The sequence below is a fragment of the Streptomyces sp. NPDC001270 genome (assembly GCF_042896695.1).
Classification (GTDB): Bacteria; Actinomycetota; Actinomycetes; order Streptomycetales; family Streptomycetaceae; genus Streptomyces.
Genome location: NZ_JBIAXM010000041.1, coordinates 12,852 through 28,600, shown reverse-complemented (window position 1 = coordinate 28,600; position 15,749 = coordinate 12,852). Strand labels below are relative to the sequence as shown.

Annotated in this window: 14 protein-coding genes; 6 read left to right on the top strand and 8 right to left on the bottom strand. The window is 71.5% G+C overall.

Annotation, left to right across the window (positions count from 1 at the left end; translation table 11 throughout):
• The first annotated feature begins 2 nt into the window (after positions 1-2).
• The 3 genes from ACFY2B_RS39755 to ACFY2B_RS39745 are packed head-to-tail and all read left to right on the top strand — an operon-like array spanning position 3 to position 2,475.
• Positions 3-914, top strand: a complete 912-nt coding sequence (locus ACFY2B_RS39755) for an NAD-dependent epimerase/dehydratase family protein (protein WP_390767936.1) — start codon at positions 3-5, stop codon at positions 912-914.
• Positions 911-1,573, top strand: coding sequence for a spherulation-specific family 4 protein (locus tag ACFY2B_RS39750; RefSeq protein WP_390767935.1), 663 nt, complete (start codon positions 911-913; stop codon positions 1,571-1,573). Before ACFY2B_RS39755 ends, ACFY2B_RS39750 begins: the two co-directional genes overlap by 4 nt.
• Complete coding sequence (locus ACFY2B_RS39745; RefSeq protein WP_390767934.1) at positions 1,570-2,475, top strand: endo alpha-1,4 polygalactosaminidase; 906 nt, start codon at positions 1,570-1,572, stop codon at positions 2,473-2,475. The genes ACFY2B_RS39750 and ACFY2B_RS39745 overlap by 4 nt, the downstream gene beginning before the upstream one ends.
• Before the next feature lie 145 nt (positions 2,476-2,620).
• Here the strand turns inward: ACFY2B_RS39745 and ACFY2B_RS39740 are convergent, their stop codons facing one another.
• The 7 genes from ACFY2B_RS39740 to ACFY2B_RS39710 form a co-directional block, all read right to left on the bottom strand.
• Positions 2,621-4,792 carry a discoidin domain-containing protein gene (locus ACFY2B_RS39740; protein WP_390767933.1) on the bottom strand — a complete coding sequence of 724 codons (2,172 nt, stop codon included), beginning with the start codon at positions 4,790-4,792 and terminating at the stop codon, positions 2,621-2,623.
• A 94-nt stretch (positions 4,793-4,886) separates the two neighbouring features.
• On the bottom strand, positions 4,887-6,494 hold the full coding sequence (locus tag ACFY2B_RS39735) for a glycoside hydrolase family 13 protein (protein WP_390767932.1): 1,608 nt from the start codon (positions 6,492-6,494) through the stop codon (positions 4,887-4,889).
• Positions 6,495-6,526: 32 nt separating this feature from the next.
• A complete protein-coding gene (locus ACFY2B_RS39730; protein WP_390767931.1) occupies positions 6,527-7,402 on the bottom strand; it encodes a carbohydrate ABC transporter permease in 876 nt (291 codons plus the stop codon).
• Positions 7,399-8,352, bottom strand: a complete 954-nt coding sequence (locus ACFY2B_RS39725; RefSeq protein WP_390767930.1) for a carbohydrate ABC transporter permease — start codon at positions 8,350-8,352, stop codon at positions 7,399-7,401. The genes ACFY2B_RS39730 and ACFY2B_RS39725 overlap by 4 nt, the downstream gene beginning before the upstream one ends.
• A gap of 5 nt (positions 8,353-8,357) precedes the next feature.
• Positions 8,358-9,710, bottom strand: a complete 1,353-nt coding sequence (locus ACFY2B_RS39720) for an ABC transporter substrate-binding protein (protein ID WP_390767929.1) — start codon at positions 9,708-9,710, stop codon at positions 8,358-8,360.
• Positions 9,711-9,830: 120 nt separating this feature from the next.
• Entirely contained in the window at positions 9,831-10,829 is a 999-nt protein-coding gene (locus tag ACFY2B_RS39715; protein ID WP_376537551.1) for a LacI family DNA-binding transcriptional regulator, read from the bottom strand.
• Between the two features lie 118 nt (positions 10,830-10,947).
• The gene (locus ACFY2B_RS39710) at positions 10,948-11,619 is read right to left on the bottom strand and encodes a hypothetical protein (protein ID WP_390767928.1); all 672 of its coding nucleotides are present in this window, start codon (positions 11,617-11,619) and stop codon (positions 10,948-10,950) included.
• Positions 11,620-11,850: 231 nt separating this feature from the next.
• On the opposite strand from ACFY2B_RS39710, the gene ACFY2B_RS39705 reads away from it, so the two are divergent.
• The 3 genes from ACFY2B_RS39705 to ACFY2B_RS39695 all read left to right on the top strand — a co-directional run bounded on the left by ACFY2B_RS39705 (position 11,851) and on the right by ACFY2B_RS39695 (position 14,760).
• Positions 11,851-12,507: a helix-turn-helix domain-containing protein gene (locus tag ACFY2B_RS39705; RefSeq protein ID WP_390767927.1), complete on the top strand. Its 657-nt coding sequence runs from the start codon at positions 11,851-11,853 to the stop codon at positions 12,505-12,507.
• Between the two features lie 555 nt (positions 12,508-13,062).
• The gene (locus ACFY2B_RS39700) at positions 13,063-13,290 is read left to right on the top strand and encodes a hypothetical protein (protein ID WP_390767926.1); all 228 of its coding nucleotides are present in this window, start codon (positions 13,063-13,065) and stop codon (positions 13,288-13,290) included.
• 345 nt (positions 13,291-13,635) lie between these two features.
• Positions 13,636-14,760, top strand: a complete 1,125-nt coding sequence (locus tag ACFY2B_RS39695; protein WP_390767925.1) for an ATP-grasp domain-containing protein — start codon at positions 13,636-13,638, stop codon at positions 14,758-14,760.
• 41 nt (positions 14,761-14,801) lie between these two features.
• Here ACFY2B_RS39695 and ACFY2B_RS39690 read toward each other — a convergent pair whose 3' ends face one another.
• Positions 14,802-15,695, bottom strand: coding sequence for a sulfotransferase family protein (locus ACFY2B_RS39690; protein WP_390767924.1), 894 nt, complete (start codon positions 15,693-15,695; stop codon positions 14,802-14,804).
• Positions 15,696-15,749: the final 54 nt, after the last annotated feature.

The window sequence follows — 15,749 nt, the reverse complement described above, 5'->3', positions numbered from 1 at the left end:
CGATGCGCATTCTCGTCCTGGGCTTCACCGGCTATCTGGGCGGCCATGTCGCCGGTCACCTGCGCGCCCTCGCGGGCGTGCGGGTGCTCGGCGGCGGCCGCTCCCCCGCCGCGGAGTCCGGCATCGACCTCGCCACCGCCCGCGCGGACGAACTGGCCCGGATCCTGGCCGACGCCGCGCCCGACGCGGTGGTCAACTGCGCGGGCGCGACCGGCGGTGACGCGGTGACCCTCGCCGAGGTCAACTCCCGTGGCCCCGCGGTGCTCTGCGCGGCGCTGCGCAAGGCCGCGCCGACGGCCCGGCTGGTGCATCTCGGTTCGGCCGCCGAGTACGGTCCGGGCATCCCGGACCTCCCGGCGACCGAGGCGGCACCCACGCGTCCGTCGTCCGTGTACGGCGCCACCAAGCTCGCCGGCACGGTCGCGGTCACCACGTCGGGGCTCGACGCGGTGGTGCTGCGGGTGGGCAACCCGGTGGGGGCCGGCGCCCCGGCGGCCGGGCTGCCCGGCCGGGTCGCCGGTCTGCTGCGGGAGGCCGGGCAGGACCCCGGGGCGGTGCTCCGGCTCGGCGACCTGTCGGCGTACCGCGACTTCGTCGACGCGCGTGACGTGGCACGGGCGGCGGCGCTCGCGGTGTCGGCCCCGGGGCCGCTGCCGGCCGTCCTGAACATCGGCGGCGGACGGGCCGTTGCGGTGCGGGACCTGGTGCGGACGCTGGCCCGCGTCGCCGGGTTCCGGGGGCGGATCGAGGAACACGGAGACGGTTCCGCCCGGTCGGCGCGGGTCTCCTGGCAGTGTTCCGACATCGCGGCCGCCGCGGAGGCGCTCGGCTGGCGGCCGTCGTACGCTCTCGACGACTCCCTCGCCGCGCTGTGGACGGCCGCGGCGCCGCGGGAAGGCGACCGGATCCCGTGAACCTGCTCGTTCCGCTGTACGTCCACCCGGCCGAGGACCCCGGTGCCTGGCACCGCCTGATCGGAGCGGCCGCCGGCACCTATGCGGTGGTGCTCAATCCGGCGGGCGGCCCCGGCCCGAGACCCGACCCCGCGTTCGCCGCGGCGGCCGGGGCGCTGCGGACGGCCGGTGCCCGGCTGCTCGGCTATGTCGACACCGACTACGGCACCCGCGACCCGGCCGAGGTGACGGACGACGTCGTCCGGTACCGCGAGTGGTACGGCACCGACGGCTGCTTCCTCGACCAGGTGACCGCCGCACCGGACGAGCTGCCCGCCTGCCGGCGCCTCGTGCGGTCGGTGCGCAGGCTCGGTGCCGCGCCGGTGGTCCTCAATCCCGGCGTCCATCCGGCACCGGGGTACGCCCGGCTCGCCGACCTCGTCGTCACCTTCGAGGGCCACTGGTCGGCCTATGTGTCGGCGTTCAGCAGACCCGCGTGGACGGCACGGCACCCACCGGAGCGGTTCTGCCATCTCGTGTACGGGGTGCCCGAGGCGCTGGTGCCCCTCGCCGTCCGCACCGCGGGTGACCGGGGTGCGGCCGTCGCCGGACCAGTGACCGGTGAACTTCCCAATCCCTGGGCGCAGTTGACGCCCGCACTGACGGAGGCGAAGCGATGAGACGTGTCGCGTGGGTGTGCGGGCTGGTGGCGGCCCTGGCACTGACCGCGTGTTCGGGCCCGGACGGCGGGGGCCGGGCAGGCGGACCGGCGGAGCCCGCCGGGGACGGCCCGGCCGCGACCGGGCGGCCCACGCCGTCCGGCACCGCGCGGTCGGCCTCCCCGGGCACCCGGCCCTCACACACATCGGCGCCGGCCGGCAAGCAGCGCTGGCAGCCGCGCCCCGGTCTGGCCTGGCAGTGGCAGCTCGACGGCAAGGCCGACCCGTCCGTCGACGTCCCCGTCTACGACATCGACGGCTTCGAGAACTCCGCGGCGGACGTGGCCCGGCTGCACCGCGCCGGCCGGAAGGTCATCTGCTACGTCAACGTCGGCGCCTGGGAGGACTTCCGCCCGGACAAGGACGCCTTCCCGAAGTCCGTGCTCGGTGCCGCCAACGGGTGGGCGGGCGAGCGCTGGCTGGACGTCCGGCGCCTGGACGTGCTGCGGCCGGTCATGGAACGCCGTATGGACATGTGCCGCGCCAAGGGGTTCGACGCCGTGGAGCCCGACCTGGTGGAGGGGTACGCCGACAAGACGGGATTCCCGCTGACCGCGGACGACCAGCTCGCCTACAACCGCATGATCGCCGAGATCGCGCACGCACGCGGGCTGGCGGTGGGGCTGAAGAACGACCTCCCGCAGATCCCGGGGCTCGTCGGGCAGTTCGACTTCGCGGTCAACGAGGAGTGCGCGCAGTACGACGAGTGCGGCGAACTGCGGCCCTTCATCGCGGCCGGCAAAGCGGTCTTCCACGTCGAGTACGCGGAGCCGACCGGCGCGTTCTGCGCCGAGTCCCGTGAGCTGAAGCTGTCGTCCATGCGCAAGAAGCTGGATCTCGGGGTGTGGCGGCAGCCCTGCTGAGGGGCGGTCGCGGGCCCCGGGCCGCGGCCGTGCGGCCCGGGGCGCCGCGCCTGCCCGCCCCGCGCTCCGCCGGCTGTGGGTCCAAGGCACGGATCCGGTGGATCCGCGGCGGATCGGGCCGGGAAGCGCGGGGCACCGCCCGGGGTCACGGCGTGAGGTACGCCTCCACCTCGCTGAACTGGCCTGCGGGCCAGCCGGTGTTGGCGGTGACGGTCAGCCGCAGATAGCGCAGGCTGGTGCCGCTCGGCAGGGCGACGGTGGCCGTGTTCCCGGTGGCCGGGTCGAACCGGTAGCCCTGCGCGCCGGCCACGGTGGAGTAGGTCTGGCCGTCGGTGCTGCCGAGCACGGTGACGGTCTGGGTGCGCGCACCCCAGGCCGTGGACGGCGGCAGCTTCAGGGCCACGCGGCGCACCGCCTGGGCGGAGCCGAGGTCGACCGTCAGGGACTGCGGGAAGGCGTTGTTGGTGGACTCCCAGTAGCTGTTCGCGTCGCCGTCGACCGCCTTGCCCGGCGTGTAGACGTCCACGGAGCCGGTGGCACTGGCGGGGCGGCCCTTCGCCAGGTTGGTGGTCGGGTCGGGGCCGGGGTTGCCCTGGCCGGGCTGCGGCCAGGCCGAGCAGTTGGACCAGGTGGTGTTCCAGCCGGAGTTGCCGCCGCCGTCCGTGAGGGTGAAGGTGCCGGACGGGTAGGGGCAGTTGTAGATGCCGGCGACGCCGACCGCGGAGGCGGTGACGTTGCGGAGGGTGGCGGCGCCCTGCACCTCGGCCTGCACCACGACGGTCCCGGTGCCGCGCACCGTCGCACCGTCCACGGTGACGTTCCTGACCGCGTAGCCCTGCCCACTGCCGGAGACGAACTCGAAGGCGCTGTAGGGGCTGTCGGTGATGGTGGTGTTGGTGATGTTGACGGTCGCGTTGATGGCGCTGTCGTAGGCGTCGACGCGCAGCGCGCCCATGGGGTGGTTCCAGTTGGGGTTCAGGGCGCCGGTGCGCACGAGGGTGTTGCCGTCGACGGTGATGGTGCCGGCCAGGGGGGAGAAGGGGTCGGCGAACTTCTGGTTGGAGATCGCGATGCCGCTGCCGAGGGCGTTGGTGTCGGAGATCAGGTTGTTCTTCACGGCGATGTTCGTACCGCCGTAGATGGCGATGCCGTTGGCGAGGTTGGGCTGCGAGATGGTGTTGTTCTCGAAGCTGCTGTCGGTGTCCGGCGCGTACAGGGACCACATGGCCAGGGAGTCGTCGCCCTGGTTGCGCAGGAAGTTGCCCCGGACCCGGACGCCCTTGGCGTTGCCGTTGAGGTTGAGGCCGTCGGCGGTGGTGTCGAGGATGCGGTTGTTCTCGACGACCAGGTTGTCGTTGTTGCCCATCAGCCACAGGCCGACCTTGACGTGCTGGATCCACATGCCCGACACCGAGCTGTTCGGTCCGAGCGATCCGTTGACGAAGTTGTCGGGGCTGGAGTCGACGCGTTCGGTGACCTCGCCGAGGACCGCGAAGTCCTTGATGTGGACGTTGCCCGCGGAGCTGGACTGGTCGATGAAGCGGGAGGTGTGGACGACGGAGTACCAGTTGCCGGCGCCCTGGAGGGTCACGTTCTGCACGCCGCTGAGCGAGGACGTCAGTTTGTAGTCGCCCGGCGGGATCCACACCACACCGCCCTGGGCGGCGGCGATGGCGTCCCGGAACGCCTGGGTGGAGTCGCCGTTGCCGCTGGGGTCGGCGCCCTTGGACGTGACGGACACGGATCCGGCGGGCTGGCCGGCCGCCGCGGCCACCTGCTCGAAGTCGGCGACGTCCACGGTGACCTGGGTGCCGGTCGACTGGAAGGCGATCTTGTCACCGGCCTGCACGTTCTGACCGAGCAGCAGGCGGGCGTTGTCGAAGAAGTGGTGGGTCTTGGCGCCCGCGATCCAGCCGGTGTCGACGTAGGAGTACTTGGAGGTGACCGTGAGGGTCTTCGCCAGATTCTGCCCGTTGACGTACACGTCGAGCGTGCCGGACTGGCCGTCGGGGACGTTGTAGGAGACGTTCACGGCGTTGGCCGCGCGCGGCACGGTGAACTCGACGCGTTGGCCGGAGGTGATCCGTACGGCCTGGCGTCCGGACGCCTCGGAGGCGAGGGTGCCCTGGGTGTAGTCGGGGCCGATCTTCGTGCCGGTGGTGGTCGCCGACTCGGCCTCGACGGAGGTGAAGGGCAGGGTGGCGCCGGCCGCCGCGTGCGCGGACGGCGCGATGGTGACGAGCATGCCGGCGGCCAGGGCGACGGCGGCGCCGATTGCCGGCATGCGCCGGACAGCCTTGCGGGTGCTGCTGTGCATGTGCTGATCCCTTCGTGGGGTGCGGGGATAGCGGAGGTGCGGTGGCGGCTCGGCCGCAGGGCCGAGCCGCCGGGTGCGGGGGTGGTGCGGCGGCTCAGGCGCGCAGCCAGGCCGCCGTGTCCTGCGGCAGCCGGCCCGTCCCGTCCAGGGGGCCGCTGGTGAGCAGGAGTTCGCTGTGCGTGGGCAGGTCGGCGGGGGCCTCGCCGAGGTTCACCACGCAGATGGTGCCCGGCGCACGGGTGAAGGCGAGCACTCCGTCGGGGGCGGGCAGCCAGCCGAGCGGAGCGTCCCCGAAGGCGGGGCGCAGCCGGATCGCCGCGCGGTAGAGGGCGAGCATCGAGGCGGGATCCCGCTGCTGCCGGTCGGCCGCGTACTGTGTCCAGCCGGCCGGCTGCGGCAGCCACGGCTCCTCGCGGGACCCGAAGCCCGCGTACGGTGCCTCGGCCGTCCACGGCAGCGGTACCCGGCAGCCGTCGCGGCCCGGGTCGGTGCCGCCGGAGCGGAAGTACATGGGGTCCTCGATGCGGTCCAGCGGGATGTCGGCCTCGGGCAGGCCGAGTTCCTCGCCCTGGTAGACGTAGACCGCGCCCGGCAGGGCCAGCGACAGCAGCGCGGCGGCCCGCGCGCGCCGGGTGCCGAGGGCCAGGTCGGCCGGGGTGCCGAAGGTCTTGGCGGCGAAGTCGAAGCCGGTGTCCGTACGGCCGTAGCGGGTGGCCGTACGGGTCACGTCGTGGTTGCACAGCACCCAGGTGGCGGGGGCGCCCACCGGGGCGTGCTCGGCGAGGGTCGTGTCGATCGAGTCGCGCAGCCGCGCCGGCTCCCACGGGCAGGACAGGAAGGAGAAGTTGAAGGCCGTGTGCAGCTCGTCGGGGCGGAGGTAGCGGGCGAAGCGCTCGGGGTCGGGCAGCCACACCTCGCCGACGAAGACTCCGTCGTAGTCGTCGGCCACGGTCCGCCAGGAGCGGTAGATGTCGTGGAGTTCGTCGCGGTCGACGAACGGGTTGGGGTCCCGGCCCGCGACGAAGTCCGGCAGCGCGGGATCCTTGGCGAGCAGGGCGGCGGAGTCGATGCGGACGCCCGCCACTCCCCGCTCGAACCAGAAGCGCAGGATGTCCTCGTGCTCCTGGCGGACCGCGGGGTGCGCCCAGTTGAGGTCGGGCTGCTCGGGGGTGAACAGGTGCAGGTACCAGTCGCCGTCCGGCAGCCGGGTCCACACCGGTTGGGTGGAGCCGACGAACTGGGACGGCCAGTCGTTGGGCGGCAGTTCGCCGTGCTCGCCGCGTCCTGGCCGGAAGTGGAAGAGTTCGCGCTCGGGGCTGCCCGGGGGCGCGGCGAGCGCGGCGGTGAACCACGGGTGCTGGTCGGAGACGTGGTTCGGTACGACGTCGACGATGGTGCGGATGCCCAGTTCCTGGGCCTCGGAGATCAGCTTCTCCGCCTCGGCGAGGGTGCCGAAGGCCGGATGGATGGCCCGGTAGTCGGCGACGTCGTAGCCGCCGTCCTTCAGCGGCGACACGTACCACGGCGTGAACCACAGTGCGTCCACGCCGAGTTCGGCGAGGTAGGGGAGCTTGGCGCGGACTCCTGCGAGGTCCCCGGTGCCGTCCCCGTCGCCGTCCGCGAAACTGCGCACGTAGACCTGGTAGATGACGGCGGAGCGCCACCAGTCGGTCCGGTTGTGGGCATGGGTGGGCTGTCCCACTGTGCGTGCCTTTCTGTCGAGGGGAGGCCGTGTCAGCCCTTGGTGCTGCCAGCGCTGATTCCGGCGATGATGTGCCGCTGGAAGACGAGGAACAGGGCGACCATCGGGATGCTGGCGATCACCATGGCGGCGACCAGCACGGTCAACTGGATGTTCTGCGACAACTGGACCAGGGCCACGCTGATCGGCTGTTTGTCGGTGTCGGAGAAGACCATCAGCGGCCACAGGAAGTCCTGCCACACGGCGACCAGCGCGAAGATCGAGACCACGCCGAGGACCGGCCGGGACATGGGCAGCACGATCGACCACAGGACGCGCAGCTTTCCGGCGCCGTCGATCTCGGCGGCCTCCAGTACGTCGCGCGGGAGCTGGTCGAAGAACCGCTTGAGGAGGTAGAGGTTGAAGGCGTTGGCGACGGCCGGCAGCCAGATCGCCAGGGGGTCGTTGAGCAGGCTCGTGTGGATCAGCGGCAGATCGGCGACCGTCAGGTACTTCGGTACGACCATGGCCTGGGCCGGGACCATCAGGGTGGCCAGGATGCCGCCGAGCACTACCTTGCCGAAGGCGGGTCTCAGCTTGGACAGCGCGTAGGCGGCGGCCGTGCAGAACACCAGCTGGAACACCCAGGCGCCGGCGGCCTGGACCACCGTGTTCCACAGGTGCTGCGGCAACTGCATGAGATCCCAGGCGTCGGTGAAGCCGCCGGTGTGCCATGCCTTCGGGATCAGGGTGGGCGGGGTCTGCGCCACCTCGTCCGGCGACTTCATCGCGCCGGTCACCATCCAGTAGACCGGGAAGAGGAAGGCCAGCGCGAACAGCAGGACGACGCCGGTGAACACGGTCCAGTAGGCCGCCTTGCCACGCGGGCGGGCCAGCACCGCAGGCGAGACCAGGGTCCGGGTGCTCATGCGTCCCCCTCGGAGCGGGTGAGCCGCAGGTAGACGGCGGAGAAGGCGCCGAGCAGCACCAGGAGCATCACACTGAGCGCGCACGCCCCGCCGAAGTCGTTGTAGAGGAAGGCGTACTTGTAGATCAGGTACAGGACGGTGACGGTGGCGTTCTCCGGGCCGCCGCCCGTGATGACGAACGGCTCCGTGAACACCTGCATGGTGGCGATGATCTGGAGGAGCATCAGCATCAGGATGACGAACCTGGTCTGCGGGACCGTCACGTGCCGCACGCGCTGGAGGAGGCTCGCGCCGTCCAGTTCGGCCGCCTCGTACAGCTCGCCGGGGATGGACTGGAGGGCGGCGAGGTAGATCAGGACGGTGCCGCCCATGTTCGCCCAGGTCGCCACGATCACCAGGGAGATCAGGGCGGTGTCGGCGCCGTTGGACCAGTTCGAGGTGGGAAGGTGCAGAAAGCGCAGCGCCTCGTTGGCGAGGCCGGCCCCCGGGTCGTAGAACCACTTCCACAGCAGGGCGCTGACCACCGGCGGGATCATCACCGGCAGATAGACCACGACCCGGAAGAACGCCTTGGCGTGCCGCAGTTCGTTGAGGACCAGGGCGAGCACGAAGGGGACCGCGAAGCCGATGAGCAGGGCCAGCAGCGTGAAGGTGAGCGTGTTGCGCCAGGCCGCCGCGAACTCCGGGTCGTGCCAGACCCGGGTGAAGTTGGCGGTGCCGACCCACTCGGGCGGTGCGCCCGGGGTGTACTTCTGGAAGGCGATCACGACGGCGCGGATCGCCGGGTACCAGGAGAACAGGGCGAAGCAGACAAGGCCGCCGAGGAGGAATCCGTAGGCGTGGAGCTGGTCGAGGAGGCGGCGCCGCCCCCGGCCCCCTACCGGGGGCGGCGCCGGAATGTGGCGTACGGCGATCGCGGGGGCGTCTCGCCGTGCGGCCGTCTTCGTCATCGTCGTCAGCCCCGGGACAGAATGCTGTCGATCTTGCCGGAGGCGTCCTTGAGCAGTTGGTCGATGTCCGCGTCCTTCTTGGTGAGGACGGCGGAGACGACGCCGTCGAGGACGGAGTAGATCTGCTGGGCGTTGGGCGGCTCGATCTTCATCTGGAGCTTCTGGTTGCCGTCCAGGAACGCCTGGTAGTTCTCCACCGGGACGTTGGCGTTGGCCTTCTTGACCTCCTGGTCCTTGGCGTCGGCGGCGCCGGTGAACAGGCGCGGCTCCGGCAGGCCGACCGGGGCGTCGTTCTTCTTGGCGCGGGCGTAGTCGCCGAGGAAGCCGGAGCCGGGGGTGAGGAACATGTGGTCGAGCCACTTGAGGCCGGCCCGGATCTGCTCGGGCGAGTCTTTCTTGTTGAACATGTACCCGTCGCCGCCGACGAGGGTGGCCCGGCCGCCGGGCATCGGGGCGATCGCCAGGTCGTCGTAGTTGCCGCCCTTCTCCTTGACCAGGATCGGGATGTTGTCGGGGGCGGAGAGGTACATGCCGAGCTTGCCGGAGCCCATCATCTGCTGGACGTCGTTGAGGATGAGCAGTTGCTTGCTGCCCATGGAGTTGTCGGTCCAGCGCATGTCGTGCAGGTTCTGCAGGACGGCGTGGCCCTCGGGGGTGTCGACGGATGCCTTCTTGCCGTCTTCGCCGACGACGTCGCCGCCCTGTGAGTACATCTCGGCGGTGAAGTGCCAGCCGCCCTGGTTCTGCGCGCTGTAGTCGGCGTAGCCGACGGTTCCGCCGCCGAGCGCGGCGATCTTCTTGGCGTCGGCGCGGACCTCTTCCCAGGTGGCCGGCGGCTTGTCGGGGTCGAGGCCCGCCTTCTCGAAGAGTTTGCGATTGTAGATCAGGCCCATCGAGTAGCCGGTGCGCGGGATGCCGTAGATCTTCCCGTCGACGGTGAAGATGTCGCGCAGCTGCTGCTGGATGGTCTGGTAGCTCTTCAGCTCCTTGACGTACGGGGTGAGGTCCGCGGCCTGGTTGATGTCCACGACGTGCTTGACGTCGGTGAAGTAGGTGTAGAAGACGTCCTCCATCTGCCCGCCGGCGAGCTTGGCGTCGAACGTCTTCGGGTCCTGGCAGGGGAAGGCGTCGTGCGCGACGACGTCGATGTCCTGGTTCTGCTTCTCGAAGGAGGCGATGTCCTCCTCGAAGAACTTCCGGTCGACCTTGGCGCTCTTGGGCGGCTCGCAGTTGACGGTGATGCGAGTCTTGCCGTCGGCCGACTCGTCGCCGGACGACCCGCAGGCCGTGGCGACGAGGGCAAGGGAGGAACAGACGCCGATCGCGACGAAGGTACGGCGGAACCCGGTGCTTGACATCGGTGGACCCCTCTGGACAGGAGCTGTGGGTGCCGCACACTCAAGCATCGAGGACAGAGGTTCGCAAGATGTCGCGCAGAATCTGTAATTATTTGACAGCGGAATGGGATCTACTGCATCTCAGCCACGCGGCGCTTGCGCGGTGGAACCACGGACCACCAACTCGGGCTCGAACAGCAGCTCGTCGGCGGGTACGGCGGTTCCGCCGATCTGCGCGTTGAGCAGTTCGACCGCGGCCTTGCCCATCGACTCGATGGGCTGGCGGACGGTGGTGAGCGGCGGTTCGGTGCAGTTCATCAGCGCGGAGTCGTCGTAGCCGACGACCGAGACCTGCGTGGGCACGTCGAGTCCCTTGCGCCGGGCGGCCCGTACCACGCCCAGCGCGAGCGGGTCGCTGGCACAGATGAAACCGGTGACCCCGCGGTCGATGAGCTTGGCGCCCGCCGCGTGTCCGCCCTCGATCGAGAAGATCGCCCGGGCCACGTGCTCGTCCGGCAGCTCCCCCGCCACAGCCCGGGCCGCGGCCAGCTTCCGCGCCGAGGGCATGTGGTCGCCCGGCCCGAGGACCAGGCCGATCCGTTCGTGCCCGAGGGAGGCGAGGTGGCGCCACGCCTGCTCCACGGCGACCGCGTCGTCGCAGGACACCGCGGGGAACCCGAGGTCCGCTATGGCCGCATTGACCAGCACCACCGGGATGTTGCGGTCGGCGAGCTGCCGGTAGTGGTCGTGCGGGGCCTCCGCCTGGGCGTACAGACCGCCGGCGAAGACGACGCCGGAGACCTGCTGTTGCAGCAACAGCTCCACGTAGTCCGCCTCGGAGACACCGCCCTTGGTCTGGGTGCACAGCACCGGAGTGAGCCCGAGCTGGGCCAGCGCACCCCCGATGACCTCGGCGAAGGCCGGGAAGATGGGGTTCTGCAGTTCGGGCAGGACCAGGCCGACCAGCCGGGCCCGCTCTCCGCGCAGCTGGGTGGGCCGTTCGTAGCCGAGGACGTCGAGGGCGGACAGCACCGCCTGCCGGGTGGCTTCGGAGACTCCGGGCTTGCCGTTGAGCACCCGGCTGACCGTGGCCTCGCTGACCCCGACCTTCTTCGCCACTTCCGCAAGTCGTCGCGTCATGGGCGCAAGAATAGCGCAAGATACGCAAGAGGCTTGCATTACCCCTGGGGCGGGTGGTGCGTCCGGCCAGGTGGACCCGCCCGGCGCCGTCGGCGACCTGAACGCCGGCGGTGCCGGGTCAGGGCTCCGGTGTGGGTACGACGGTCAGATGGGCGGCCGTACCTCGGGTGCGACGTGGCCGGCGGGCGGTGGCCGCGGGGCGGCGGGGGTCACGCAGGACGAAGGTGATGCAGCTGTGGCCCAGCTCCCTCAGGGTCTTCGGGGTGTCGTCGACGATGCGGCAGTCGGTGGCGCCCCAGCGCGGGTCCGGATGCAGCAGCGGGCGGACGGCGCCGTCGTGCTCGGCGGCGGCCTCGCCGACCGCGCGGATCCAGTGCGGCAGTCCGTGCCGAAAGGCGGCCTCCATGATCGGGTCCTGGGCGATCTCCCGGCGGATCGCCTGCAGTCCGTGGTCGTGGGCGTACCGCTCCAGGGCGGCCTTGAAGCGGGCCAGCATCGGCAGGGCCCAGCTCGACTCGTGTTCCCCGAGCACCGTGCCGGCGTCGGGATGGAACAGGACGAAGCGGAGGAAGTTGTCGCCGGGCATGGCCGTGGGATGTGATCCGACACCGCGGAAAAGTGTCTCGAACGCACCGTTCGCCAACACCACGTCCCAGCGGTGATCGACGACGAGTGACGGGAACGCGACCGCGTCCAGGAGCATGGCGTAGTCCTGGAGGTACGCCTGGACCTCGCGGCCCCCGGGGACCGGCCGCGGCGCCGGCCGCCGCCCACCTGCCTGATATGCCATCGGGAGGTCACCCCTCTTGCCTCTGCGGCCTTCACGCGGCTTTGTGATCCTGCTGCTAGACAGCGTCCGTGTCAACTATCGTGGCATTTCAACCTCGTTGGCGGCTGAAATTGGCCACAGTTGTGGCGAGACCTGGATGCGGGTTCCAGGCAGGGGCTACTCTCCGGGAAGTTCACGGCAGCCCCTGGTGGCAAGCCACCGCATCCCCTGAGAGACCTAGGAGTTCTGTCCGTGACGGATGGCTACGAGGATCCGGGCGCCACGGCGACCGCCCAGCTGCCGGCCGTCGTCGCACGCGTCACCGTGCTCGCCGACCGGCTCGGTGTGCCGCATCCCGAAGTCTTCGACGTCGGGCGGCTCTCCGTCGCCTGCGGCGTCCCCGAACCCGTCGTCGGGGCCCTGCTGAGCGGCCGCGCCGCGGGCGAACCCGACGTCCAGGCCCGGTTCCTGCAACGCCTGGACCTGCTGCGCCGCACCCGGCTCAAGCCCAACGGACGCAGGTACACCCAGCAGGAGATCGCCGACGGCGCGGGCATGTCACGGCAGCAGGCCGGCGCCCTCATCAACGGCGACCGGCGCCCCACCATGGAGCACTGCGACGCCCTGCAACGCTTCTTCCGGGTGCACGCCGGATTCCTCACCGCGGAGGACCCCGAGGCCGTCGCGGGTGCGCTCCAGCGCACCGAGCAGGAGCTGCTGCAGAAGCTCGCCGACCGCGAACGGGCGGCGGCCACGGCCGCCGCGGACCCGCTGGAGCGGCTGCTCCAGGACCACGGGGTGCGCGGCATCGCCTGGCGCGCCGCGCAACTGCCCACCGACCAGCATCGGGACAAGGTCGCGGAGTGGCTGGACATGCTCCTGGAAAGCGTCAACCGGCCCGAGTCGTGAGCCGGTGGCGGACCAAGGGCATCCGTAAGAACCCGCGACCGTCGTACGGAGGAACGGTCGTACGGAGCGGTGCTCGGCGAGGCGGCCCCGGTCGCGGTCGGACAGGACGGACCAGGACCTGACCGCGGCCGAGGAACGCACCACGCCCGACGACCAGTTGGCCGCCCCCGGTCGTGAGCTGTGCCGCGCCCGGCCAGTGGGGTTCCGCGCCGCGCGGCCCCTGCGGCCGGACGTCCGGCAGGCCGTCCGGCGGGCCCGGTCGGGGCGTCCCGGGGCTGCCGGGGCCCGCAGAGCCGACCGGACCGGCACCCACCGGCACCGCCCCGCGCGCCGGACGCCCGCGTCGCGGCCGGGCCCGGCGTCGCCCCTCACCGCCCCCCTGACCTCACCGGACCCGTGGTCCCGCACCCTCGCGGACTCGGCCGAGCGGGCGAAACCAGGTGCGGCCGGACGGCGTTGTCAGTGGCGGACGGCAAGCTGGAGGTGCGCCACCACCACGCGCGGCGTACGCGCCGTCCCGACGCGTGACCGCAGAGCCGACCCGGGGAGCCGACCATGTCCACCGCCGTACTGACCGACCGCGAGCGCACCGCCGTACAGGCATACCTGCGGCTGCTCCATACGGTACGTGCCGCCTTCGACGGCCCACCGGACGGCGACAGGCCGTGTCTGGTCCCACCCGCCGTGCTGGCCGAGGCGGAGCAGGCGATGGCCGACGCCGGGCTCCTGGGCAACGAGGAGGCGTTCTTCCAACTGCTGCACACCTGGTGTCCGAGGGACTGAGCGGCGACCGCGTCGAGGTGCCCCGGCCGGCGGGGCCAGGTGCGTCCACCGGCCCGGCGGCGGTGATCCGATGCCCGGGGGGCCGCGCGGACGCCGCCCGTCCCCGTCCCGGCCGCCGTCCGCTTCCGGTTCCGGTTCCGGTTCCGGGGAAGGCAAGAACCGACACCCGGAAAGGGGGAATCCGTAACACCCGCGTTGCACGGCGGGCCTCCGGAAACCCGTATGATCGCCGCAACACCACCGCCACGATCATCCGTCGCACAGCGCGGTTCGGTGTCCCTCCCACCACCATGCCCGGGCACGGGCCGCTGAGTCCTGCCCCAAAGCCCCCGGAAGGCGGCCTGCATGCTCTCCCGCGTACGCGTCTGGCTCAACCGCACGTACGCGGAGAACGTGTTCTTCATGGATCAGCTGCGGAGAAATCCGAGCGACCGGGCGGTCGAGATCCATGCCACGCACGGCGACCCCGACTCCCCCGTACTGGCCGCCGCCGACACCGCCGACCTGGAGCCGGAAGGTCTGTCCCCAGCCGGCTACGTCGAGTACGCGCTGGACCAGTGCGCACGGCGCGGCATCGACGTGTTCGTGCCCCGGCTGCACCAGGCCGCGATCGTGGCGCACCGCGCCGAGTTCGCCGCGGCCGGTACGGCACTGCTGGCGCCGACCGCGGAGGCGGTCGCCCTCTTCGAGGACAAGGCGACCGCTTACGAGGCGGCCCGCTCGGTGGGGGTGCCGGTGCCGCCGTGGCGGCGAGTGCGCACGGCGGACGAACTCCTCGCGGCCGTTGAGGAGTTGGAGGCCGGCGGGCACAAAGCGTGCTTCAAGCCCGCCGCCGGCGCGGGCGGCGTGGGCTTCCGCGTGATCACCCGGAGCCCGCTGTCACTCGTGCATCTGAGCGGGTTCCCGAGCCCCTACGTGGAACTGGACCTGGTCGTGGCGGCGCTCCGGCGGGCCGACCACCCGGTGGACTGGCTGGTGATGCCACGCCTGGAGCAGCCGGAGGTGTCGGTGGACTGCCTGACCGGACCGGACAACCGGCTCCGGCTGGCCGTCGGCCGCACCAAGTCGGGCCGCCGCCGCGGGTTCACGGTGCAGGAGCAGTGGCTGGAGCCGGCCCGGCTGATCGCGGAGGGCTTCGGACTGCACTACCTCTCCAACATCCAGTTCCGGATGTACGGTGACCGGCCGGTGCTGCTCGATGTCAACACGCGGCCCGCGGGCGGCCTGCACCAGCTGTCCCTGTGCGGGGTGAACGCCCCTTGGGCGGCGGTGCAGTTGGCGCTCGGGGAGGACCAGGGGGAGATCGAGCCGCCGTTCCTCGGTCCGGACTACACGGTGGTGTCGGGGCCGCGGCCGGTGTGGCCCGCGCCGTTGCCGCAGCGGCGGCCGGAAGAGACCGGGCCGCTGCGGTCCGCGCCGCCCGCTCCCGCGGCGCCGCGGGAGACCGCACCGCAGGCCCTGCCCCTGTAGCGGGACGCACGGCGACCGTCGCGGACCGCCCGCGCGGGGGTCTAGACCGGGTACCCCCATGCCTTCGCGATCTCTTCGAGCCGCGGTGGCAGGGCGAGTGCGGGATCCGCCTCGCGGGCCGCGCGTATGCGGCCCGACTTGATCTCCTCGCTCCAGTCGCCGAGCTGCGGGCGGAAGACACCGTGGTCCTGGGTGCCGTAGTCGAGCATCCGGCTCTCCCAGGGGACCCCGAGGTAGGCGCACACGCCCCGGGTGACCTGCTCCGGGTCGGCGGTGAGGTCCTCGTAGGTGATCACATGCGGGTCGAGCCGGCGGCGTGCCTCTTCCAGTTTCTCGCTGTAGTTCAGGACCTCGGCGCGGATCGAGTCGTGGTTCGGGTTCTCGCGCCGGTTGGTCAGGGACTGGATGACCGCGCCGGGGTGGCGCAGCAGCACTATGTAGCGGGCTCTCGGCCAACATCGGTGCAGGCGGGGCCAGATGAGGGTATTGGGCGGGGTCTTGTCGACGATGACGTCCTTGCCGCTGCGGTTCAGCTCCAGGTGCAGCACCCGGTCCCACAGCACATGTTCCAGCTCCTGCCGGTCGAGGGCCAGCTCCTTCATCGCGGCCGCGGTGAAGTGCCGCGACATCTGGACGTGGACCGTGCGCAGATGCATCTCGTGCGGGGCCCGGATGCGGCTGTGGCTGTTGAGCAGAACCCTGAGCAGGGTCGAGCCGGAGCGCACCGAGGAGAGCACGAAGACCGGCGACTCCACGAGGCGCGGGGCGGGCGGCGCCGCGTAGCCGCCGCTGTCGTCGCCCGCGGCCTTGTCGGGGGCCTTGCGCTGGGCGGGCACGGCGTCGAGGGTGCGGCGGGGCGGGCTCACCGCCTGCGCCATGAGCCTCCCCCGGCGCTTCAGTCCCTTGCCGATCGCGGACAGACGCGGGTCTCGCACGGTCTCACCTTTCTCTGGCCTGCCCGGCATCCCACGGGCGGCGGGCGAACTTCA